Here is a 23,288-nt window from a genome sequence, read left to right as displayed (position 1 = left end):
TCAACTATTGTCAGACAAATAGAATCTTGCATAAAAGAACTTAGTCCTTAAGGGCAAAAACATCTAAATACTAGTACTAAAAAGCTAAACTTACCATATACTTCCACGTTAAATTATCCTTAGTCCGTTCGTAACTAAAGGAAAAGAACTACTTTTGTTTCTAAAATTTATAGTATTTATATGCAAATATCGGATAGCATTGTAATTATCCCTACCTATAATGAACGGGAGAACATAGAAAATATCATCCGTGCCGTTTTCGGACTTCCTAAGATATTCCATATTCTGGTAATAGAGGACGGTTCGCCGGACGGAACGGCAAACATCGTCAAGACTTTGCAACAAGAATTTCCCGAACGTCTTTTTATGATTGAACGCAAAGGAAAGTTAGGGCTGGGCACTGCCTATATCGCCGGATTCAAGTGGGCACTGGAACATTCGTACGAATATATTTTTGAAATGGATGCTGATTTCAGTCATAATCCGAATGACTTGCCCCGTCTGTGTCAGGCGTGTGCGGAAGCAGGAGGAGATGTAGCTGTCGGCTCCCGCTACGTCAGCGGAGTGAATGTAGTCAATTGGCCTATGGGCAGAGTACTGATGTCTTATTTCGCATCCAAATACGTGCAGTTCATTACAGGTATTCCTATCCACGATACCACTGCCGGATTTGTTTGTTACCGCCGACAGGTACTCGAAACGATTGATCTAGAACACATTCGTTTTAAGGGATATGCCTTCCAGATCGAAATGAAATTTACCGCTTATAAATGTGGTTTCAAGATTATCGAAGTTCCCGTTATCTTCATCAATCGCGAGTTGGGTACTTCGAAAATGAACAGCAGTATCTTCGGAGAGGCCGTATTCGGAGTGATTAAATTAAAAGTAAATAGTTGGTTCCACAAATTCCCCCAAAAGAAATGAAACGTACACTGATTCAAAATGCCGTTATAGTCAACGAAGGAAGAAAAGTTCTGGGTTCGGTTGTTATCGAAGGCGAGAAGATTGCCGAAATACTGACCGGAGAAGAAAAAACAACTACACCTTGCGATGAAATCATAGACGCAACCGGATGTTATCTTTTGCCGGGCGCAATTGACGAACACGTGCATTTTCGTGACCCGGGACTGACTCATAAAGCGGATATAACTACCGAAAGCCGTGCTGCGGCCGCCGGAGGCGTTACCTCTATCATGGATATGCCGAATACGAATCCGCAGACGACAACGTTAGAGGCTCTGGATGAGAAACTTACTTTATTGGCCGGGAAGTCGGCCGTCAACTATTCCTGTTACTTCGGGGCAACCAACAATAACTACCCGCAGTTTGCCCAACTGGACAAACACCGTGTTTGTGGCGTAAAACTATTTATGGGATCAAGCACAGGCAATATGCTGGTAGACCGCATGGCGAGCCTGCGCAATATATTCGGCGGAACCGATTTACTTATCGCCGCCCATTGTGAGGACCAGGGAATTATCAAAGAAAATACAGACAAATATAAAAAAGCATACGGGGACGATGTGCCTTTGACCCTTCATCCGGTTATCCGTTCGGAAGAAGCTTGTTACCGTTCCTCCGAACTGGCAGTACAACTGGCACGTGAGGCAAATGCCCGCTTGCACATCATGCATATTTCCACAGCCAGAGAACTGGATTTATTTTCCGACGCTCCTTTGATAACGAAGCGAATTACGGCGGAAGCTTGTGTTTCTCACTTACTTTTCACGGAAGATGATTATCAGACTTTAGGCGCACGCATCAAATGTAACCCTGCCATTAAAACAGCCGAAGACCGGAAGGCTTTGCAGGAAGCTGTCAACAGCGGTCTGATCGACGCCATTGCGACCGATCATGCCCCGCATCTGCTAAGCGAAAAAGAGGGAGGCGCTTTGAAAGCGATGTCCGGAATGCCAATGATCCAATTCTCTCTGGCCAGTATGCTGGAACTTGTAGATAAAGGTATCTTCTCTATCGAGAAAATAGTAGAAAAGATGTCTCATGCGCCTGCTCAAATGTATGAAATAAATAATCGCGGATTTATCCATAAAGGTTATCAGGCAGACCTTGTATTAGTACGTCCCAACTCCAAATGGACAGTAACAACGGATTGCATTGTAAGCAAATGCCAATGGAGTCCGCTGGAAGGTCATACCTTCAACTGGAAAGTGGAGAAAACATTTGTGAACGGTCACCTGTTATACGATAACGGAAAAATAGACGAAACTTATCGTGGACAAGAATTAAGATTCAGATAAATATAATTCGTCATCGGCAAACTTATGAGCACTATTCTATCTTATAAAATACATACCGTTACCCCCTACATCAATTGGATTTACTTTTTCCATGCCTGGGGATTCCAACCTCGCTATGCAGCTATCGCCAATATTCATGGTTGCGATGCCTGCCGTGCCATGTGGCTGGCCTCCTTTCCGGTAGAGGAACGTAACAAGGCTTCGGAAGCCATGCAACTGTTCAAGGAGGCAAACCGTATGCTGGATGTACTCGACCGGGACTATGAGGTCAGAACAATCTTCAAGTTGTGTAAGGCAAACTCCGACGGGGATAATCTGGTAATTGAAAAAGCAGAGAATCAGTTCATGGTCTTTCCCTTACTCCGTCAGCAAACACCTAAGAAGGACGGAAGTCCTTTCCTTTGCCTGAGTGACTTCATCCGTCCGCTTTCTTCCGGCATTCCGGATACGTTGGGAGCTTTCGCTTCTTCCATTGACGCAGACATGGAAGGACTATACGAACAGGATCCTTACAAACATTTGCTCGTACAAACCCTTTCTGACCGACTTGCGGAAGCAGCCACAGAAAAAATGCACGAGTATGTGAGAAAAGAAGCGTGGGGATACGCGAAAGACGAAAATTTAGGCATGGCGGACTTATTAGTCGAGAAATATCAAGGCATCCGTCCTGCCGTCGGTTATCCTTCTTTGCCGGATCAGTCCGTCAACTTCCTGCTGGACGAACTGCTGGACATGAAACAGATCGGCATTTCACTGACTGAAAACGGGGCAATGTATCCTCATGCATCGGTGTGCGGCCTGATGTTTGCACATCCTGTATCCGAATATTTTTCTGTCGGAAAGATCGGAGAAGACCAACTCGAAGACTATGCCCGCCGCCGGAGAAGAAGTATTGAAGAAATGCGCAAATTCCTGGCAGCCAATCTGCAATAGCTTGCATCTTCGTGTGATTTTTCTCCTTTTCTCACGACTAACTAACCAGAAAAGCAATCCTAAAATCCATGAGAGAACCAACAACAGAGGCAAACAACCCTATTGAGCAAGAGTTCTTGTCGGTTATACGCGAATATGAGCGGGTAATCTACAAAGTATGCTATCTGTATACTCATCCCAACGCTCCGCTCAACGACCTCTATCAGGATGTAGTACTGAACCTCTGGAAAGCTTATCCTAAATTCAGGAAAGAATGTAAAATATCGACATGGATTTACCGTATCGCCCTGAACACTTGTATCAGTTTTTATCGTAAAGAGAAGAATGTACCGGAAATTATCAGCCTCACCAAAGACATTGACCGGACAATAGAAGCACATGACCCTATCAATGAAATGCTGAAGCAACTCTACCAGATGATTAACCAACTGGGACAACTCGACAAGTCAATCATCCTGCTATACCTTGAAGATAAAAGCTACGAGGAAATAGCGGAAATTACCGGCTTGACGGTGACTAACATAGCTACCAAACTAAGCCGTATCAAAGACAAACTTAAAAGAATGAAAAAGGAGGAATAAGATATATGGAACTGGAAGAACTGAAAAAATCATGGAACGCCCTCGATGAGCACTTAAAGGACAAAGAACTCATCAAAGAAGACGAACTTGAAAGGCTGATAGGACACGCCGACAAAGGTATCCATGCCATTGCCCGCCTGAACATCAGGCTAATCCTGATTTCCCTGCCGATATTAATCTTATTTTTGACGGAAGTGATACTGCACAACAGATTAAACCCGATCTACATCATTATCCTTCTGGCATGGATTCCCGCTCTTTGCTGGGATATCGCCACCACGCGATTTCTTCAACGGACTCAAATAGACGAAATGCCTCTTGTGGAAGTGATTGCCCGTGTCAACCGCATTCATCACTGGACAATCAGAGAACGGCTGATTGCCACCGCTTTCCTCCTGATACTTGCCATTCTTTCTTTCGTCTACTGGCAGATATGGCAATACGGAATAGGTATGATTCTGTTCTTCATCCTGTTGTGGGGAGGAGGTCTTATACTCATTCTATGGATTTATCGCAAGAAATTCCTGAACCGTATCCACGAAATCAAAAAGAATTTAAGTGAATTAAACGAATTAATGTAAATATCCATTATAACTAAAGACACATATGTTGCAACGCTTATTTATATTCCTCCTACTTTTTCTGGTACTTCCGGACCTCTATCTTTACTTGAGATTCATTGTTCGTCTCACCGCAAAATGGTGGTTACGCGTTCTTTACTGGGTACCCAGTTTCTTGCTAACCGCAGGGCTTCTTTACTTGGTTTACTTTGCCAACAATGCTTTTGCGGAACGCCATACACAGGACATCGGGTGGTTCTCTATCATCTTTTTCCTGTTTACAGCTCCCAAACTATTGCTGGTCTTATTTACCGTACTCGGAATCCCTTTTCATAAATGGCTTCGCTGGCCGCGCACACCGTTTATATGCACCGGACTGACACTGGCCGTACTTAGTATTGTTATGATTCTCTACGGCTCTTTTGTCGGACGAACCCGGTTTGAAGTAAAAGAAGTCACTTACACCTCTCCCCGACTCCCGCAGGCTTTCGACGGTTATCGTATTGTACAGTTATCCGACCTTCATATCTGCAGTTGGCAAGGAAACACTCCTGCTATTCGGAAGTTAGTGGATTTAGTGAATGCCCAGCAACCCGACCTGATTGTTTTCACCGGAGATCTGGTAAATCACCGGGCTGTCGAGCTGAATGATTTCCAGGAAATACTAGCCGGCCTGAAAGCCGGAGATGGAGTTTATTCCATACTTGGAAACCATGATTACGGACCTTATTTTCATTGGAAAAGCAAACAAGATCAGGACAATAATCTGATCGAACTTAAACAAAGGCAGGCAGCTATGGGCTGGAAGTTATTAAACAACGAACATACATTTCTGATTCAAGGCAATGACAGCATCGCCCTTATCGGAGTAGAAAACCAAGGAGAACCTCCCTTTTCGCAACATGGCGACCTTCCAAAAGCGAAAGCAGGAATCGAAGGAATGTTCAAGCTACTTTTAAGCCATAACCCGACACATTGGAGACGGGAAGTACTTCCGGAATCGGATATAGATTTAATGTTGGCAGGACATACCCACGCCATGCAGTTGCAACTGGGCAATTATTCCCCTTCCGTTTATATTTATCCGGAATGGGGAGGGATGTATTTGGAAGGTACTCGCGGGCTTTACGTCAATGTAGGAATCGGCTACGTGGGATTACCTTTCCGTTTCGGCGCCTGGCCGGAAATCACTGTGCTTACCCTACGACGGTAAGCACGCTCTTTCCATTGACTTTCTTATGCACCTGCACCTGGACGGAGATCCGTTCACTCATTTCCTGTACATGAGAAATTACTCCTATTTTCCTTCCTTGCATCTGTAATTGTTCCAACGCTTCCATAGCTGTCCGCAAGCTATCGGCATCCAAAGAGCCGAATCCCTCGTCAATAAAAAGAGATTCTACTTTCAGGTTGTTGCTCGACAGCGAGGACAGTCCCAGTGCCAATGCCAAAGATATCAGAAACGACTCTCCTCCGGAAAGAGAATATACAGTCCGTATTTCATCACACATATCACAATCAATCACCTGAAGCGCCAAAGTGCCGGGTACTTGCTGCAATTTATAGCGTTTGGATAGATAAGACAAATGCTTGTTGGCATGAAGTAACAATAAATTCAATGTATAGCTTTGTGCTATAACTTTGAACTTTGCTCCGTCGGCACTACCGATCAACTTGTTCAGTTTAGCCCAACGTTCGGCAATCAATTGCTTTTCGGCCAGCTCTTTAGCTATCAGTTCGGCTGTTACTTTATTTTTTGCCTGTTGCAACAGGCGGACTTCGATAGCAGAAAGGCTACGTTCCGTATTTAGATTGTCTTCCTGCTGTTGCTTTATTATTTCGGGAAGTTGTTCGGGAGATTCAATCTTTTTCTGTTGCTCCTGCAATTCCCCGACAGTTGCGGCAATCTGTTTCATTTCCCCTTGTAAACCTAAAAGACGGTTGTGCGAAGTTTCTACTCCCAACCGAGCCCCGTCTAAAGCATGAGTCAGCTCTTTTTCCCTTTTGGCTACAGCGGCTTCCGCTTCATCCGCACTCTTTCCTTTTAATAATTGCGACCGTTCCTGACGAAGTGTATCCAACGCTTTCTCTACTACTTCAAAGCGTTTCTGTTCGGCAGAAGCAGCGTTTTGTAATAGTGCCAACTGTTCTTTAGCGGACGAAACTTGCTGCATAGTCAAACGACATTGGGAAACATTTTCACGCAAAGCCTCACTATGGACACGTATCTTCTTTATCGTCTCATCATTTTGTTGCCACTCCGTATAGAGACTACTATACTCCTGAATACGTTTTGCCAATTCCTGTAAACGGTTCTGTATCTGTTCTTCGTTTCCTGCATGAATTTCTTCTTTCTGCCATATTGATAACTGTTCTTTGATCTGTCCGGCAACAGTTTTTTGATGCGCCAGATCACGTTGCAGGGCTATATGCTGATTATTTGTTTGCTGACAGGCAATCACCACCGTATTATACTCCTGCTCTATATTTCGGAAAAGAATATCCACTACTTCCTGTTCCCGGTGATAAGGATGTGACGTACTGCCGCAAACCGGACAAGCTTCTCCTTCCTGTAACTGTTGACGCAATGCTTTCACGTCTTTTCCCACTGCCATACGGGCATTTTCATAAAGACGCTGAATCGTTTTTCGTGTCGCTTCCTGTTCTGTTAACTGCGTCGAACAATCAACCGTTTCTTTCTCCAGTCTTACTATTTCTGTTTTCACTTTCTCCTGCGACTCAGTCAACTGCCGGACATTCTGTTGACGAACCAGTTCTTTTTGTAGTTTCTTCTGTTCTTCGTCTAATGATACATAATCAAAAGCATTTAGCCGGACCAGTCGTTCCTCATTGGCTTTTATGGCGGCTTTCAGTTTATCTTCTTCCTGCTGTAGAATATCCTCTACTTGTTCAAGCGGCAACGACTCCGTTTCCGTATTCGTCAACAAACGGTTTAATGAACGATAAGCCCCCTGCAACTGTTTCGTTGCCATCCGCATCTTCTCTTCCTGCTCCGCCACCTGCCCGCAAGCTGTTTCCAATATCTGCCGCAACTGATTATAGCCTTCCTGTTGAGACTGTATCTGCACATCCAACTGACGGGCTTTCTTCAAATCCGGTTGTATAGCTTCCCATTGTGCTTTAAAACGTACCAACCCTTCTTCCTGTGAAGCCAGTGTTTCCTGCAGGAGTCTCAACTTTGCCTCTTCGCCTTGTTCTTCCTGTTGCTTCTTTTTCCAAAGTTCCTCCTGCATCTTTAACGAACGGACAATGTTCAACCGGGCATTCTGTTCCGCCAGTAATTGAATCCCCACTGCACGTTTCGCAATCAGCAATTCTTTTTCTTTCTGTAAAGCAAGAAGTTCTTCCTCCGGCAAGAGGTCGATTACACTCATTCTATTTCGAATCGTAGTCACTTCTTCCTGTACCAACTTGTTTCGTAAAAAAACTTCCTGAGAAATACGGGAATAAACACCGGTTCCCGTCAATTTTTCAAGCAGTTCGGCTTTTGCGACTCCCTTCGATTTCAAGAATGTAGAAAAATCATTTTGAGCCAATAAGACAGTCCGGGTAAACTGCTCATACGTCAAACCCACCAATTCTGTCAGTTGAGCCAGCAGTTCCTTTTTGGTTCCTTGAAACTCTTTCCCTGTATCCAGCTCTTTCACTTCCATCGTTTGTGGTTGCAAGGAACCGCTCACCTTATTTCTTGTCCGTCTCACCGACCAGCGAGAACGGTATCTATGACCATCGACTCCTAAGAAATCAACCTCTGCATATCCGTCGGTCGTACCACGACGAAGCAGATTCCTTACATCCGACTGATTAATCTGATTATCTCCTACATCCGCCAAATTTATACTTTCTACCGAATTTGCAAAACGAGGTGCTTTATCATACAATGCCAGACACAATGCATCTAATAAAGTAGATTTGCCAGCTCCCGTAGCACCTGAAATCGCAAATATTCCTGCCGAGTTCAACGGCTCCATTGCAAAATCAACTTCTACCGCTCCTTCTATCGAAGTAAGATTTTTCAATCGTATCGCTAATATCTTCATTCTTCCTCCTCTTTACGTGTAGCAGCCAGGTAGGCTTCCTGAAACAAGTCCGTCAACTCCTCAGGCATTTCCACCTGATAAATCTTTTCAAATGCAGATTGAGCGATCTGCAACGGAGACATTTCCTGTAATCCTCTTTTCCAATTCTCATTTTCCTTCTCTGCATTTCCCGTTTCATTACGATAAGTAGAGACAATACGCGCCAACCGATAATTTTTATCAGCCAATGCTTCCTCAACTTCCTGCCGGAGCATTGGCTCCGGTTCATCCAACAACACTTTTACCTCCAGATAAGGTTCTGCTCCTTCCGTTACCGGCAACTCTTTCAAGATTTCCAACACAATTTCCGGAGACGCAGGTTCTCCATTCGGCACGCTCATCAAAGGTATTAACCTCGGGCATTCCACCCGCATTATATCTACCGCACACCCTCCGTCGAAAGTCACTTCCACGACCCCGTGATGATAATGCTTCTCTGCAAAAGACATCGGAATGGGACTTCCGGCATATCTCACATTCTCCCTGCCGGATACGCGTTGCGCCTTATGAATATGACCAAGAGCCGTATAAGCAATTTGTTCGGAAAATGCATCAGGTGACACACATTCCAAACCACCAATCACTGTACGTTCGCTATAATCTTTCTCCGCAATCTCCGAACCGATAGCCTGTAAATGGCCGATAGCAAGTATAGATTGATTCTCTTTCCGTCGCTTCCATAGCCTTTGCAAAAGCTGCGTATAAAGCTCCCGGACTCCCTCCGCATACGGATTACCTTCTGTCGGGACTGTCGGATAATCTCCCTGCCGCAAAAAAGGAACTGCCATACAAAGCAATTCCACCTCCCCGTCACGGTTCTTTAACTCAACCGTCAAATGATCGTAATCAATTTCCCCATCGTCCGACTTGCGTACTACCCCCCGAACCTCCGTCCGCATCGCTTGCAGCAAGGGTAAAGGAGCTTCCAACCGCGCCGCAGAATCATGATTGCCGGCAACAATCACAATCTGAAGAGTGGGATTCTCCGCCGTCACTCGATAAATAAAATGATAATACAGGCTTTGAGACGCAGCAGAAGGATTGGAAACATCAAAAACGTCTCCGGCTATAATCAGTGCATCAATCTCCCTTTCACGAATTTCTCCGGCCAGCCAGTTCAAAAAGACTTCATGTTCACCGGCACGGTCATACCCGAAGAAAGTTTGCCCCAAATGCCAGTCGGCAGTATGTAATATACGTATCATATTTTTGTAACTATCTCATATAATAAGATACAAAAATAGTACAATCAAAAAGATTATATCGTATCCACCTCTCTTTTTTACCAAATAATCATGTATATTTGCAGGATAAAAATCCAACCCTATGAAGATACTGTATTATATTTATCAAATTTGTATTGCTTTGCCTATTTTATTGGTATTGACTATCCTCACGGCAATCGTCACTATCGTAGGTTCTCTCGTGGGAGGAGCTCACTTTTGGGGATATTATCCAGGAAAAATATGGTCACAATTAATTTGTCTTTTTCTATTAATTCCTGTAAAGATTCGTGGACGTGAAAAGTTACACGGCAAGACATCCTATATTTTCGTACCTAATCATCAGGGTTCATTCGATATATTCCTTATTTACGGTTTCATCGGAAGAAACTTCAAGTGGATGATGAAAAAAAGTCTGCGTAAACTACCGTTTGTAGGAAAAGCCTGTGAAAGCGCGGGACATATCTTCGTAGACCGTTCGGGACCGAAAAAAGTGTTGGAGACCATTCAACAGGCTAAAGCCTCGTTGAAAGACGGTGTTTCTCTGGTTGTTTTCCCCGAAGGAGCACGTACTTTCACAGGACACATGGGATATTTCAAGAAGGGAGCTTTTCAGTTAGCGGATGATTTACAACTAGCTGTTGTACCTGTCACCATTGACGGTTCGTTTGAAATCCTGCCACGTACCGGAAAATGGATACACCGCCATCGCATGATCCTGACAATTCACGATCCTATTCCTCCCAAAGGAAAAGGAATGGAGAATATCAAAGCTACTATGGCCGAAGCCTATACTGCCGTAGAGAGTGCACTTCCGGAGAAATATAAAGGAATGGTAAAAAACGAAGACCAAGACCGATAATATATGTATTATATGTGGGCAGACTCCAGCATTACTCTACCATGATACAAGGCTGTATCGCGGGCTACGTATTCATCAACTTTTCTATTTCAGAAAAAGTCGTATTAAAATCACCCGGATCTCCCTGACAAGAAACCGATAACACAGAAATAAAAAAGAAAGCGGCGAATACACTAACAGTCGTTTTCATTTTATCTGGAGCTTTTGCACAAATATACAAAAAAAATCTCCTGACTTATTTATTCGTTGATGTATTTTGCTCCAACCGTTGATGTTCTTCTATCAACTTCATATTTTCTTTTGCTTTAGACAAAAACTCTCTCACAAGTTTATTACTCTTAAAAGAATAAGGAGCATCTTTGATGATATCATCAATCTGAGGTGTCATAATAGGATATGGCAAAGAACTACAAAGCATCATAAATACGCTAGGTCCCAACACATTCTCATAATTATCTGAAATGAACGTCTTCACATACTGGTTCATTGCCGTCATCAGCGAATCACCTTCCACCATCAGCTGTGCATGAATTTCTTCCAAATCATTCCCTTCCATTACCATACGAGTTTCCTTTTGTTCCAGCTCCCCAATACTTTCTTCCAATGCATTTCTTTTGTCAATGAAGTCATACAGTGCTGCATTCAAGGAAGTTCCTGCTGCTTTTAAATCCGTATTGCTAATGGTAACTTTAATCTTACCGCTTTCCAATACAATCGGCATGATACTCTCATCATCCATATAAAGCGTCACCATTTGTACGGAGTCTACTTTTCCTTTCATAGAGAACAGTCCATGCACTACCTCAGCAGAGTCCAGCTTCACCCATTCCCCGTCACGCATGGTCTTTAGATACAGCATTTTTCCATCCAGACTGTTTACTGAAGATGTTCCTTCTATCCTATACTTACTAGTACACGAAGCCAGAAACGGAAGCAGAAGTAAAAAAGGCAAAATTTTATTCACGTTCGTCCATTCATTAAATTCCGAGTACAAAGGTACAACTGATTCGGACTTCAAAGAAACATTTTATCAATATTTAAAACTTGTAAGAGTCTTTTCTTTAATAATCCTTATAAACATAGGTATAAGGCGCTTTTTTTCATTTAGTTTATCTAATTTTGCAGCTATGAAAACATCAACTTATGCTCCTTTTGCCAAACCGCTTTACGTTATGGTAAAGCCAGTAGGTGCCGTATGTAACCTTGCATGCGATTATTGCTACTATCTGGAAAAAGCGAATCTATACAAAGACAACCCGAAACACGTAATGAGCGATGAACTTTTGGAAAAATTCATCGACGAGTACATCAACTCTCAGACCATGCCACAGGTACTTTTCACCTGGCACGGAGGAGAAACACTTATGCGCCCGCTCTCCTTCTACAAAAAGGCTATGGAACTGCAAAAGAAATACGCCCGCGGACGAACGATCGATAACTGCATCCAAACCAACGGAACCATGCTGACCGATGAATGGTGCGAGTTCTTCCGAGAAAATAACTGGCTGGTAGGCGTTTCGATTGATGGACCTCAAGAATTTCACGATGAATATCGTAAAAATAAAATGGGGAAGCCCTCCTTCGTCAAAGTGATGCAAGGGATTAATCTTCTGAAAAAACATGGTGTAGAATGGAATGCAATGGCGGTTATTAATGACTTCAATGCTGACTATCCACTGGATTTTTATCATTTCTTCAAGGAGATAGACTGCAAATATATCCAATTTGCACCTATCGTTGAACGTATCCTTGAACATCAGGACGGCCGCCACCTCGCTTCTCTTGCAGAAAACCAAAAAGGTGAACTGGCAGATTTCTCTATCACCCCCGAACAATGGGGTAAATTTCTCTGTACCCTTTTCGATGAATGGGTGAAAGAAGATGTAGGCAAATACTACATACAGATATTCGACTCCACCTTAGCAAACTGGGTAGGTGAACAACCTGGCATTTGTACAATGGCGAAGACCTGCGGACACGCTGGTGTTATGGAATTCAACGGGGATGTTTATTCTTGCGACCACTTTGTATTCCCTGAATATAAACTGGGAAACATATACAGCCAGACACTTGTAGAAATGATGCATAGCGAACGTCAACACAAGTTCGGAAACATGAAATATCAATCTCTACCCACCCAATGTAAAGAATGTGATTTCCTTTTTGCCTGCAACGGAGAATGTCCCAAGAACCGTTTCAGCCAGACAGCCGACGGCGAACCCGGGTTGAATTACTTATGTAAAGGATACTATCAGTTCTTCCAACATGTAGCTCCCTACATGGACTACATGAAAAACGAACTGATGAACCAACGTCCGCCCGCCAATATTATGGAAGCATTGAAAAACGGAGAATTGGAAATTGAAGACTAACAATCATATATTCAAATTTTATCATTAAAAAATGAACAGACTAAGACTTTATTTATTAGCGCTGACAGCGCTCATCGTGTGCTCCGCTAAAGCGGATGAAGGTATGTGGTTATTGCAATTAATGCAACAGCAACATTCCATAGATATGATGAAAAAACAAGGATTGAAACTGGAAGCCCAGGACTTATATAACCCGAACGGCGTCTCTTTGAAAGATGCAGTCGGTATCTTCGGAGGAGGATGTACGGGGGAAATTATCTCACCTGAAGGTTTAATTCTGACAAATCATCACTGTGGTTATGCTTCCATCCAGCAGCACAGTAGCGTAGAACATGACTACCTGACAGACGGTTTCTGGGCTACATCCAGAGACAAGGAGCTTCCGACTCCGGGATTGAAGTTCACATTTATCGAACGTATCGAAGATATCACGGATATTGTCAATGCAAAGATTGCCGCTAAAGAAATTACCGAATCTGAATCTTTCAGTAGTGCTTTTCTTCAGAAACTGGCCAACGAGCTTTACAATAAAAGCGATCTGAAAGATAAAAAAGGAATCGTTCCACAAGCACTTCCATTTTATGCCGGAAACAAATTCTATCTATTTTATAAGAAAATATATCCGGATGTACGTATGGTTGCCGCTCCCCCCTCCTCTATCGGTAAGTTCGGTGGCGAAACGGATAACTGGATGTGGCCCCGTCACACCGGTGATTTCTCCATGTTCCGTATTTATGCGGATGCTAACGGAGAACCGGCAGAATACAGCGCAAACAATACTCCTTTGAAAACAAAAAAACATTTGTCTATCTCGCTCAAAGGTTTGAAAGAAGGAGATTATGCAATGATTATGGGATTCCCCGGAAGTACAAGCCGTTATCTGACCGTATCGGAAGTAAAAGAACGCATGGAATCGGAAAACGACCCGCGTATCCGTATCCGCGGTGCCCGTCTGGCTGTATTGAAGGAAGTGATGAATGCAAGTGATAAAATCCGCATCCAGTATGCAAACAAATATGCCGGTTCCAGTAACTACTGGAAAAATTCTATCGGAATGAACAGGGCAATCATCGACAACGATGTATTGGGTACGAAAGCTGCGCAAGAAGCTAAATTTGCAGAATTTGCAAAGGAAAAGAATAATGCTGATTATGCAACGGTAGTGAAAAAAATAGATGATCTGGTAGCTAAGACAGCACCTCTCAACTATCAGTTCACCTGTCTGAGAGAAACGTTCTTCGGAGCAATCGAATTTGGAAGTGTCATGCTGGCTAAGACACGTGAAGCATTGATAGAGAAGAATGATTCTCTGATAAAAGTACGTATCGAAGCGCTGAAAGATACGTATGAAAGTATTCACAATAAGGACTATGACCATGAGGTAGACCGTAAAGTAGCTAAAGTTTTATTTCCCCTTTATGCAGAAATGATTCCGGCAGACCAGCGTCTGTCTATCTACAAAGTCATTGAGCAGAAATATAAAGGTAACTATGACAAGTTTGTCGATGATATGTATGACAACTCTATTTTCTCTAACCGTGAGAACTTTGAGAAGTTTGTCAAGAAACCGTCTGTAAAGGCTATCGATAATGATTTGGCTTTGCAATACTGTCAGTCTAAATATGACCAATTTGAGAAAATTGTTTCTCAATTAGAAGATATGGATAAAGAGTTGACTTTACTTCACAAGACCTATATCCGTGGTCTTGGCGAAATGAAACAGCCAGTTCCTTCTTATCCGGATGCCAACTTTACCATTCGTCTGACATACGGTAACGTGAAACCTTACGATCCGAAAGACGGAGTACACTACAACTACTATACGACAACTAAAGGTATTCTTGAAAAAGAAAATCCGGAAGACCGCGAATTTGTAGTACCCGCCAAACTGAAAGAGTTGATCGAGAAGAAAGATTATGGTCGCTATGCATTACCCAACGGTGATATGCCTGTCTGCTTCCTATCTACAAACGATATTACCGGAGGTAACTCCGGAAGCCCAGTATTGAATGAGAATGGGGAACTGATCGGTTGTGCCTTTGACGGCAACTGGGAATCATTGAGTGGCGATATCAACTTTGACAATAACCTGCAACGTTGTATCAACCTGGATATCCGTTATGTATTGTTCATCCTTGAAAAACTAGGAAACTGCGGACACCTGATTAATGAAATGACAATCGTAGAATAAATGAGAAAACAAATCCTATTTGCTATTTTTTCTCTGGCAACTCTTATCATCCACGCCGACGAAGGTATGTGGATGCTACCTGATCTGAAAACTCAGAATGAGATTGCCATGCGAGAACTAGGTCTTGAGATTCCCATTGAAGAAGTATACAATGCGAACGGGCTTTCTCTGAAAGACGCTGTCGTACACTTCGGAGGAGGATGTACGGGAGAAGTAATCTCTTCCGAAGGGCTGGTGCTGACTAATCATCATTGCGGTTATGGAGCTATCCAGCAACACAGTAATGTAGAGCATGACTATCTGACAGAAGGTTTTTGGGCAATGAACCGCGACGCAGAACTTCCTACACCAGGACTCAAGGTTACTTTTATCGACCGTATTCTTGATGTAACCGACTACGTCAACGAACAACTAAAGAAAGACAAAGACCCGGAAGGAACTAATTATCTGTCTCCGACTTACCTCAACAAAGTAGCAGAACGTTTTGCAAAAGCAGAAAACATTGAAATAACTCCTACTACCAAGTTGGAACTCAAAGCCTTTTATGGAGGAAATAAATATTATCTGTTTGTAAAAACCGTGTATAGCGACATTCGCATGGTAGGTGCCCCTCCTTCTTCTATTGGAAAATTTGGAGCGGATACTGACAACTGGATGTGGCCGCGTCACACCGGCGACTTTTCCCTTTTCCGTATCTATGCGGATAAGAACGGAAAACCGGCAGAGTATTCCAAAGACAATGTTCCTTTGCACGTAAAGAAACACTTGACCATTAGCCTTGCCGGAGTACAGGAAGGTGATTTCACTTTTGTCATGGGATTTCCCGGACGTAACTGGCGGTACATGATTTCCGACGAAGTAGAAGAACGGATGCAGACAACTAACTTTATGCGTCAGCACGTACGTGGTGCCCGTCAGAAAGTTCTTATGGAACAAATGCTTAAAGATCCTGCTGTGCGTATTCATTACGCCAGCAAATATGCATCATCAGCCAACTATTGGAAGAATGCTATTGGCATGAACGAAGGGCTGGTGCGTCTTAAAGTATTGGATACCAAACGTGCGCAGCAAGAAGAACTATTGGCCCGCGGCCGTGAAAAAGGAGATAACTCTTATCAGAAAGCTTTTGACGAGATTCGCTCTATTGTAGCTCACCGACGTGACGCATTATATCACCAACAGGCTATCAACGAAGCACTTGTCACAGCGCTCGACTTTATGCGCATCCCCTCTACAACAGCACTGGCCACCGCACTAAAATCAAAAGATAAAGAGAAAATAAAAGAAGCTGCCCAAAACTTGAAACAGGAAGGTGAAAAATATTTTGCTTCTGTTCCTTTCCCGGAAGTAGAACGAATGGTAGCTAAAGAAATGCTCAAAACTTATGCTAACTATATTCCGGCAGAACAAAGAATCAATATATTCGAAATCATTGACTCCCGCTTCAAAGGCAACATAGATGCATTTGTAGATGCGTGCTTTGATAACTCAATTTTCGGTAATCAAAAGAATTTTGAGAAGTTCATCAAAAAGCCTAGTTTATATAAAATCGGATATGACTGGATGATCCTATTCAAATATTCAATTACCGACGGCATTCTGAAAACTGCCATTGCCATGAAAGAAGCCAATGAGAATTATGATGCCGCTTATAAAGTATGGGTAAAAGGCATGATGAATATGAGACAAGAAAAGGGAATACCTATTTATCCGGACGCGAACTCAACCTTACGACTGACTTACGGACAAGTGCTTCCTTATGAACCTGCAGACGGTGTAGTGTATGATGCTCATACCACTCTCAAAGGAGTTATGGAAAAAGAGGATCCGGGTAACTGGGAATTTGTAGTACCGCAAAAGTTGAAAGAGTTGTATAACTCTAAAGACTATGGACAGTACGGCAAAAACGGTGAGATGCCGGTCTGCTTTATTGTAAACACCGACAACACAGGAGGTAACTCCGGTAGTCCGGTTTTCAACAGTAAAGGCCAGTTGATAGGAACTGCTTTTGACCGTAACTTTGAAGGACTGACAGGTGATATCGCTTTCCGACCTTCATCACAGCGCGCTGCCTGCGTTGATATTCGTTATACTCTGTTTATCATAGATAAATTTGCGGGAGCATCCCATATCATTGATGAACTGACTATCTGTGAACAATAGAAAAATCATTTATTGAAAACGGATAATGAAACCGGGTTCTGTTTCATTATCCGTTTTTCATTTCACATTATTCATTAGACAAAATCTTCCACCATATACATTTCATCAATTATCTCATTCATTGATTCTTCCAGGTTCCGAATAGCCTCATCAGGAGACTCTCCATAAGCATTACATTGCATATTTACAGTCAGCCAAGCATAATAGCCACCGTCTGATGCACGTTCAAGTACATAATCTGTTTTATTCAGTTTCATATTGGTAAATAATTAGTATATGTTGATATTGAAGTTATTTCTGATTGTGAAGCAGCCAGTTTTTCCAATTCAAGAATAATCCGACGCTCGCAACTGCGTGCCCAATAAATGAAATCACAATTTGGAATATATTTTCCCGCAAAACGAAGCAAGGACTCCAGTTCAAACGAATCACCGATAATTCCTGCCCCTGCTATCATAGCATCATAAGCATTACAATCCTGTTCGATATGCGCCGGAACCATTAATACCGGTTTGCCAAGATACATCGCTTCACAAATAGACTCGAAACCAGCCGTACTGGCATAAGCCCTGCAGTTCGCCATTCCATTAAGAAACTTCACATCATCAATCTGATGATAACTCAATGTTTCGTCCACCCGTACTACTTCCTCTGTCTCCGTCTTATCCCAGAAAAATCTTAAAGGAACTTCCGGATGCATTGTGTGAAAACTCTCCACTGTATCTGCAAAACCGGCATTTACCATATATCCATGAATATAATTTCCTTCTTCCGGCTGGATTGCCGTTATTTCCCGGCGAATCAAAGGAGGTACCACAACAATCTGATGTTCATCATCCCGTTCTATTTCCCTGAAAGATAGAGCTAACTTCTTTGATGATCTAAGAGCCGTCATTCGTGTAAAGAAACGCAACATCCATAACTGGACCGGACTCTTATCCGGAAACTGAAAATCACGATGTAGAAACAAATATTGATGTCCAATACAAATATACGGAACAGAGGGACGGAAGAACGCATAGGTAAGTCCGGTCAGAAGTTCGTAGAAGTTGATGACGACTTCCGCCCCTGTCTCCTTAATCCGTTGATTTATATAGTACATACTACGGAAATATTCCGGTAGTTTCAATAAATTATAAGCTAAACTTTTCTTTAGATTCACTCGCTTATTATCTGTCGTAGGCAGAAAATTCGGACTGATAAAACGCTTCACCGGTGCATGAATACTCCGATTGAAAAAACCTGGTAATGTGCGTGAGGAACTTTTACCGACTAATACTTCTACAACCTCATGCCCATTACGCTGCAACATATCTTCGAGGGTGATAGCCTGTGTCAGATGTCCTCTCCCCTCACCTTGAACAATAAATAAGAATTTCATATAGCGATTATTATTTAGTTCATAACTTTAACTCCCGTTACTTTTCGATATGCAAAACTCCCGTTTTCAGATTACAACAAAATGACTCTCCGGTTACTATTCGATGAACAAAAACAGCATTTTCCCGTTATATTAATAAAATAGAATCTATATTTGCAGTCTTCAATGACTGTCATTTAATTTTAAGAAAGGAAAGATTATGGAGAAATTTGAAGATTTAATACAATCACCGATGCCCGTTTTAGTTGATTTCTTTGCAGAATGGTGCGGACCATGTAAAGCTATGAAACCCGTTCTGGAAGAGCTCAAATTAGTTGTAGGTGATAAGGCCCGTATTGTCAAGATAGACGTTGACCAACATGAAGACTTGGCTACAAAATATCGTATACAAGCTGTACCAACCTTTATCCTGTTCAAAAATGGAGAAGCGGTATGGAGACATTCCGGTGTAATTCATAGCAGTGAATTACAAGGGGTAATAGAACGGCATTATACATAAAAAGATAAATAACGAATGAAGAAAGTATTAGTCATGGTAGCACTCGTCATGGTAAGCGTAATCGTATACGCGTTCAATGACAGAGCTGAAGCCAAACAAGGTAAAAAAGAAGTAACAGGTAACAACGGAGAAGTCGTCGTAATGAATAAAGAAATGTTTCTGAAAGACGTCTTCGATTATGAAAAGTCAAAAGAGTGGAAATACAAAGGCGACAAGCCTGCCATTATCGATTTATATGCCGACTGGTGTGGACCTTGCCGCCAAACAGCTCCTATTATGAAAGAATTGGCAAAAGAATATGCCGGGAAAATTGTAATCTACAAAGTAAATGTAGATAAGCAGAAAGAACTGGCTGCCCTGTTCAATGCAACAAGTATTCCGTTGTTCGTATTCATCCCCATGAAAGGAGATCCCCAGCTTTTCCGCGGAGCTGCAGACAAAGCAACTTACAAGAAAGCAATTGATGAGTTTTTATTGAAGTAGAAAAAAGAGTGTCGATATCCGGTCAGGATTATGACGCCATAAGAAGCAAAGAGTGACGTTATCCGTATGTGATAGCGTCACTCTTTTTTATAACTAGTCAAGAGATTCTTAAGAAGTGTAAAAATACGGCTATTTTTCTTTTATTCAAAAAGAAATTGTACTTTTGTCAAATGGGAAACACGATATCCTTTAGAATATGAAAACATCCTTTTTATTAAAAAGCTCATTACTTGCGACTACGGGAGTTTATATCCTTCCGCAACTTCTTTTTGCCCAAACTTCAACACGTCCTCATATCATTTTAATTGTATCCGACCAACATCGTGGAGATGCCATGAATTGTATGGGAAATACTTCTGTCATTTCTCCGAATATGGACGCTTTGGCAGAAGACGGTACACTCTTTACAAACGGTTATTCTTCTACCCCTAGTAGTACACCGGCACGTTCCGGATTATTGACCGGACTTTCTCCCTGGCATCATGGTATGCTAGGATACGGCAGGGTAGCCAGCCAATACCGTTATGAGATGCCTCGTATGTTGGGAGACTTAAACTACTACAGCTTTGGTATTGGTAAAATGCACTGGTATCCTCAAAAGGCTCTGCATGGATTCCGGGGAACATTAGTTGATGAAAGCGGACGCGTAGAAAGTCCCGATTTTATCAGTGACTATCGATTATGGTTCCAAATGCAAGCTCCCGGCTTAAACCCAGATTCTACTCATATCGGTTGGAATGACCATGGAGCAGCTACTTATAAACTTCCGGAACGATTGCATCCCACAGCATGGACAGGAGAAATGGCTTGCGAAATGATTCGCAATTACGAAGGTATCAATAACCAACCATTGTTCTTGAAAATATCCTTTGCCCGTCCACATAGTCCTTATGATCCTCCCCAACGTTTATTGGACGAATACGCGAACCGGGATATACCTGCACCTTGGATAGGAGAATGGTGTAAAGATAAGCCGTATGCCAAACTAAAGGATCCTCAAAAAGTGAAAAAAGATGCTCCTTATGGTAATTTCGGTGACGAATATGCAAAAGACTCACGGAGGCACTATTATGCTAATGTGACATTTATTGACGAAGAGATAGGTAAAGTAATTAAAACTTTGAAAGAAAAAGGTATATATGACAATGCACTTATCTGCTACATTTCTGATCACGGTGATATGTTAGGAGACCATTATCATTGGCGTAAAACGTACCCTTACCAAGGTTCGGTACATGTTCCTTATATCGTTAAATGGCCAGCTAGCTATCACTTTACTAAAGGAAACAAAATTACCCAACCGGTAGAATTGCGTGATTTATTACCAACTTTCCTTGAAATAGCCGGAAGTTCTATCCCGCAAGATATGGACGGTCAATCTTTACTCCGGTTAATGGAAGGTAAAACCGATCAATGGAGGAAATACATAGATTTAGAACATGCGACTTGCTATAGTCCTGACAATTATTGGTGTGCATTAACCGACGGAAAAATAAAATATATCTGGCGTTTTCACACCGGGACAGAAGAGTTGTTTGATCTCTCGAAAGACCCTCATGAACTAAAGAATGTAGTAACAGATAAAAAATACAAACAGCAATTAAATGAGCTTCGTCAAGCTATGATTGATCATCTTTCCGAACGTGGTGAAAAGTTTGTGAAAGACGGTAAGTTACAGGTATTAAAACAGACAATTCTTTATAGCCCGTTATTTCCTGATAAAAGTCCGGTAGATACCGGAATTTAAAAATTAACATCTATGCAAATTCAAGACGAAAGTTATATTAAATGGAAACTTTTTCTCGAAGGCAATGATGAAGCTTATAGTTGGCTTTATACACACCATATTCAATTACTGTATCAATATGGATTACAAATCACTCCTGACACAGAAGTGATAAAAGACTGTATACAAGATGTATTTATAAGAATATACAAGAATAAAAATAAATTAAGTATACCCCAAAATGTAAAAATCTATCTGATGATTTCTCTTAAAAACAGTATCTATAATGTTTTCAGTAAAGAGCGTTCAGAAGAATCCTATGCCTTCAACTTCTACTCTATGGAAGAACAATATATAACAGAGAATGACTTTATCAATGAAGAAGAACGTCGCGAACAAATTAATGAAATCAAAAAAATACTCCATGTGCTAACTCCCAGACAACGAGAAATCATATATTATCGTTTTATAGAAGAAATGGAATATGATGAAATATGTCAGATTATGGACATTAATTATCAATCAGCCTACAATTTACTTCAACGCTCACTACAAAAAGTAAGAGATACTTTCGGAACACCTGAATGCATCGCATGGATAAGTATCTTGACCACTTTCTTCAGAGAAACACAAAAAATGCATTTTCTTTAAAAAAAATACAAGTTCAGTGAGTAGATTCCATTTTTTGAGTTGTCCTTATATAAACAACGCATAAAATGGATTCAAAAATAGACTATAATAATTATAAAGCAGACTCATTACTCAATGATGCTTATTTTTTAGAATCGGAACAACATCCGACTCCGGAAAGTATTATGTTTTGGGATAAATTAGCTCAAGAAAACAAGCAGTTAGCTAAGGAAATAGCTATTGCGCGTAATTTTCTACATATTCTCCGTCATGTTCCTAAACCCTATCTGCCTCAACAAAAAGTAGATTCCATTTGGAAATGTATATCCGATCAGAATCGTTTGGAAATACAGAACAAAAGAAAGAGACGCATTCTATACCGCACTTTAGCTGCAGCTTGCATTGTTGTCTTCCTTGTAAGTGGTTGGTATCTGCAAAATATTTATCAGACAAGCGAGTGCATGGAAAAATCTGATATAGTCGCAGTAAAGAAACCTGATGTCTCTACCAATCAAACCCTTTTGATTCTATCCGAAAAGAAACAGATAGCTATACAAGGTAAAGAAAGTAAGCTACATTACAACCAACAGGGAAAATTAAATGTCAATTCTCAAACCATTAATCAGGAAACTGAAAACGATAAGAAAAAAGATACTTATAATCAATTAATAGTGCCGGCCGGAAAACGCTCGTCAATTACTTTTTCCGACGGGACACGTATTTGGCTAAGCGCCAGTTCACGAGTTGTTTATCCGGTTGAATTTATGAAGAACAAACGGGAGATTTATGTAGAAGGTGAAGCCTTCCTAGATGTTTATCACGACAAAAGTCGACCATTTATTGTAAAAACGAATAAAATGGACATACAGGTATTAGGTACTACTTTTAACGTTTGTGCATACGAAAAAGAGAATATACAAACAGTAGTACTTGTCACTGGAAAAGTAGAAGTAAAGACTAACAATAACGAAACGAAAACTTTATCACCAAACAATTTACTTGCATATAATGATCAGCAAGGTATCAGCGTACATCCTGTAGATGTACAAGAATACATAGCTTGGAAAGATGGATTTTACCAATTCAAAAAAGAGAGGTTGGAAATTATTACAAAAAAACTCAGCAAGTACTATGGTAAGACAATCATTACCGACAAACAGCTTGCTAATATTACTTGTAGTGGTAAGCTAGATCTGAAAGAAGAACTAGATGATGTGTTGCATACGCTGATTCAAACCGTCCCGGCTCAAATAACAGAATCAAATGAGAAAATCTATATTAATGTCAAATCTAAATAAATTAATAGCCTATGAAAATATGACTTCC

At 41.6% G+C, this 23,288-nt stretch carries 21 protein-coding genes; 15 read left to right on the top strand and 6 right to left on the bottom strand.

Going from position 1 to position 23,288, the window contains the following annotated elements; genetic code table 11:
* The first annotated feature begins 180 nt into the window (after positions 1 to 180).
* From CGC64_RS10065 to CGC64_RS10040, 6 genes are all read left to right on the top strand, one after another.
* A complete protein-coding gene (locus CGC64_RS10065) occupies positions 181 to 924 on the top strand; it encodes a polyprenol monophosphomannose synthase (RefSeq protein WP_005677800.1) in 744 nt (247 codons plus the stop codon).
* Positions 921 to 2,258: a dihydroorotase gene (locus tag CGC64_RS10060; protein WP_005677799.1), complete on the top strand. Its 1,338-nt coding sequence runs from the start codon at positions 921 to 923 to the stop codon at positions 2,256 to 2,258. Before CGC64_RS10065 ends, CGC64_RS10060 begins: the two co-directional genes overlap by 4 nt.
* 24 nt (positions 2,259 to 2,282) lie before the next feature.
* On the top strand, positions 2,283 to 3,191 hold the full coding sequence (locus tag CGC64_RS10055) for a vitamin B12 dependent-methionine synthase activation domain-containing protein (protein ID WP_005677798.1): 909 nt from the start codon (positions 2,283 to 2,285) through the stop codon (positions 3,189 to 3,191).
* A 68-nt stretch (positions 3,192 to 3,259) separates the two neighbouring features.
* Positions 3,260 to 3,772 (top strand): RNA polymerase sigma factor, encoded by a 513-nt coding sequence (locus CGC64_RS10050; protein WP_005677796.1) that lies wholly within the window; start codon positions 3,260 to 3,262, stop codon positions 3,770 to 3,772.
* A gap of 5 nt (positions 3,773 to 3,777) precedes the next feature.
* On the top strand, positions 3,778 to 4,353 hold the full coding sequence (locus CGC64_RS10045; protein WP_005677795.1) for a hypothetical protein: 576 nt from the start codon (positions 3,778 to 3,780) through the stop codon (positions 4,351 to 4,353).
* Between the two features lie 25 nt (positions 4,354 to 4,378).
* Positions 4,379 to 5,545, top strand: coding sequence for a metallophosphoesterase (locus tag CGC64_RS10040; protein WP_005677793.1), 1,167 nt, complete (start codon positions 4,379 to 4,381; stop codon positions 5,543 to 5,545).
* On the opposite strand, the gene CGC64_RS10035 is transcribed toward CGC64_RS10040, so the two are convergent.
* Both CGC64_RS10035 and CGC64_RS10030 read right to left on the bottom strand, forming a co-directional pair.
* Positions 5,529 to 8,393, bottom strand: a complete 2,865-nt coding sequence (locus CGC64_RS10035; RefSeq protein WP_005677792.1) for an AAA family ATPase — start codon at positions 8,391 to 8,393, stop codon at positions 5,529 to 5,531. The two genes, CGC64_RS10040 and CGC64_RS10035, sit on opposite strands and share 17 nt — an antisense overlap.
* Complete coding sequence (locus CGC64_RS10030; RefSeq protein WP_005677791.1) at positions 8,390 to 9,637, bottom strand: exonuclease SbcCD subunit D; 1,248 nt, start codon at positions 9,635 to 9,637, stop codon at positions 8,390 to 8,392. The genes CGC64_RS10035 and CGC64_RS10030 overlap by 4 nt, the downstream gene beginning before the upstream one ends.
* A gap of 121 nt (positions 9,638 to 9,758) precedes the next feature.
* Between CGC64_RS10030 and CGC64_RS10025 the strand changes: the two genes are divergently transcribed.
* Entirely contained in the window at positions 9,759 to 10,517 is a 759-nt protein-coding gene (locus CGC64_RS10025; RefSeq protein ID WP_005677790.1) for a lysophospholipid acyltransferase family protein, read from the top strand.
* A gap of 64 nt (positions 10,518 to 10,581) precedes the next feature.
* Here CGC64_RS10025 and CGC64_RS19245 read toward each other — a convergent pair whose 3' ends face one another.
* Positions 10,582 to 10,707, bottom strand: a complete 126-nt coding sequence (locus CGC64_RS19245; RefSeq protein ID WP_005680551.1) for a hypothetical protein — start codon at positions 10,705 to 10,707, stop codon at positions 10,582 to 10,584.
* A gap of 45 nt (positions 10,708 to 10,752) precedes the next feature.
* Positions 10,753 to 11,481: a DUF4369 domain-containing protein gene (locus CGC64_RS10020; protein ID WP_032838034.1), complete on the bottom strand. Its 729-nt coding sequence runs from the start codon at positions 11,479 to 11,481 to the stop codon at positions 10,753 to 10,755.
* A gap of 163 nt (positions 11,482 to 11,644) precedes the next feature.
* On the opposite strand from CGC64_RS10020, the gene CGC64_RS10015 reads away from it, so the two are divergent.
* From CGC64_RS10015 to CGC64_RS10005, 3 genes are read left to right on the top strand one after another with little or no spacing between them, the layout of a single operon-like run.
* Positions 11,645 to 12,889, top strand: a complete 1,245-nt coding sequence (locus tag CGC64_RS10015; RefSeq protein ID WP_005680548.1) for an anaerobic sulfatase-maturation protein — start codon at positions 11,645 to 11,647, stop codon at positions 12,887 to 12,889.
* Between the two features lie 31 nt (positions 12,890 to 12,920).
* Positions 12,921 to 15,080 carry a S46 family peptidase gene (locus CGC64_RS10010; RefSeq protein WP_005677786.1) on the top strand — a complete coding sequence of 720 codons (2,160 nt, stop codon included), beginning with the start codon at positions 12,921 to 12,923 and terminating at the stop codon, positions 15,078 to 15,080.
* Positions 15,081 to 17,243, top strand: coding sequence for a S46 family peptidase (locus CGC64_RS10005; RefSeq protein ID WP_005677785.1), 2,163 nt, complete (start codon positions 15,081 to 15,083; stop codon positions 17,241 to 17,243).
* A gap of 74 nt (positions 17,244 to 17,317) precedes the next feature.
* On the opposite strand, the gene CGC64_RS10000 is transcribed toward CGC64_RS10005, so the two are convergent.
* Positions 17,318 to 17,500, bottom strand: coding sequence for a type II toxin-antitoxin system HicB family antitoxin (locus CGC64_RS10000; protein WP_005677784.1), 183 nt, complete (start codon positions 17,498 to 17,500; stop codon positions 17,318 to 17,320).
* Positions 17,497 to 18,624, bottom strand: coding sequence for a glycosyltransferase family protein (locus CGC64_RS09995; protein ID WP_005677783.1), 1,128 nt, complete (start codon positions 18,622 to 18,624; stop codon positions 17,497 to 17,499). The genes CGC64_RS10000 and CGC64_RS09995 overlap by 4 nt, the downstream gene beginning before the upstream one ends.
* A 199-nt stretch (positions 18,625 to 18,823) precedes the next feature.
* Between CGC64_RS09995 and trxA the strand changes: the two genes are divergently transcribed.
* The 5 genes from trxA (at position 18,824) to CGC64_RS09970 (ending at position 23,260) form a co-directional block, all read left to right on the top strand.
* Positions 18,824 to 19,123, top strand: coding sequence for a thioredoxin (gene trxA, locus CGC64_RS09990; RefSeq protein ID WP_005677782.1), 300 nt, complete (start codon positions 18,824 to 18,826; stop codon positions 19,121 to 19,123).
* A gap of 15 nt (positions 19,124 to 19,138) precedes the next feature.
* Positions 19,139 to 19,606, top strand: coding sequence for a thioredoxin family protein (locus CGC64_RS09985; protein ID WP_005677781.1), 468 nt, complete (start codon positions 19,139 to 19,141; stop codon positions 19,604 to 19,606).
* A 196-nt stretch (positions 19,607 to 19,802) separates the two neighbouring features.
* Entirely contained in the window at positions 19,803 to 21,353 is a 1,551-nt protein-coding gene (locus CGC64_RS09980) for an arylsulfatase (RefSeq protein WP_005677780.1), read from the top strand.
* Positions 21,354 to 21,365: 12 nt separating this feature from the next.
* Entirely contained in the window at positions 21,366 to 21,983 is a 618-nt protein-coding gene (locus tag CGC64_RS09975) for an RNA polymerase sigma factor (RefSeq protein ID WP_005677779.1), read from the top strand.
* Positions 21,984 to 22,048: 65 nt separating this feature from the next.
* Positions 22,049 to 23,260, top strand: a complete 1,212-nt coding sequence (locus CGC64_RS09970; protein ID WP_005677778.1) for a FecR family protein — start codon at positions 22,049 to 22,051, stop codon at positions 23,258 to 23,260.
* The last annotated feature ends 28 nt before the right edge of the window (positions 23,261 to 23,288 follow it).

It is taken from the genome of Bacteroides caccae (assembly GCF_002222615.2).
Lineage (GTDB): Bacteria > Bacteroidota > Bacteroidia > Bacteroidales > Bacteroidaceae > Bacteroides > Bacteroides caccae.
The sequence above is the reverse complement of the archived record's forward strand: the minus strand, read 5'-3'. Positions and strand labels throughout refer to the sequence as shown.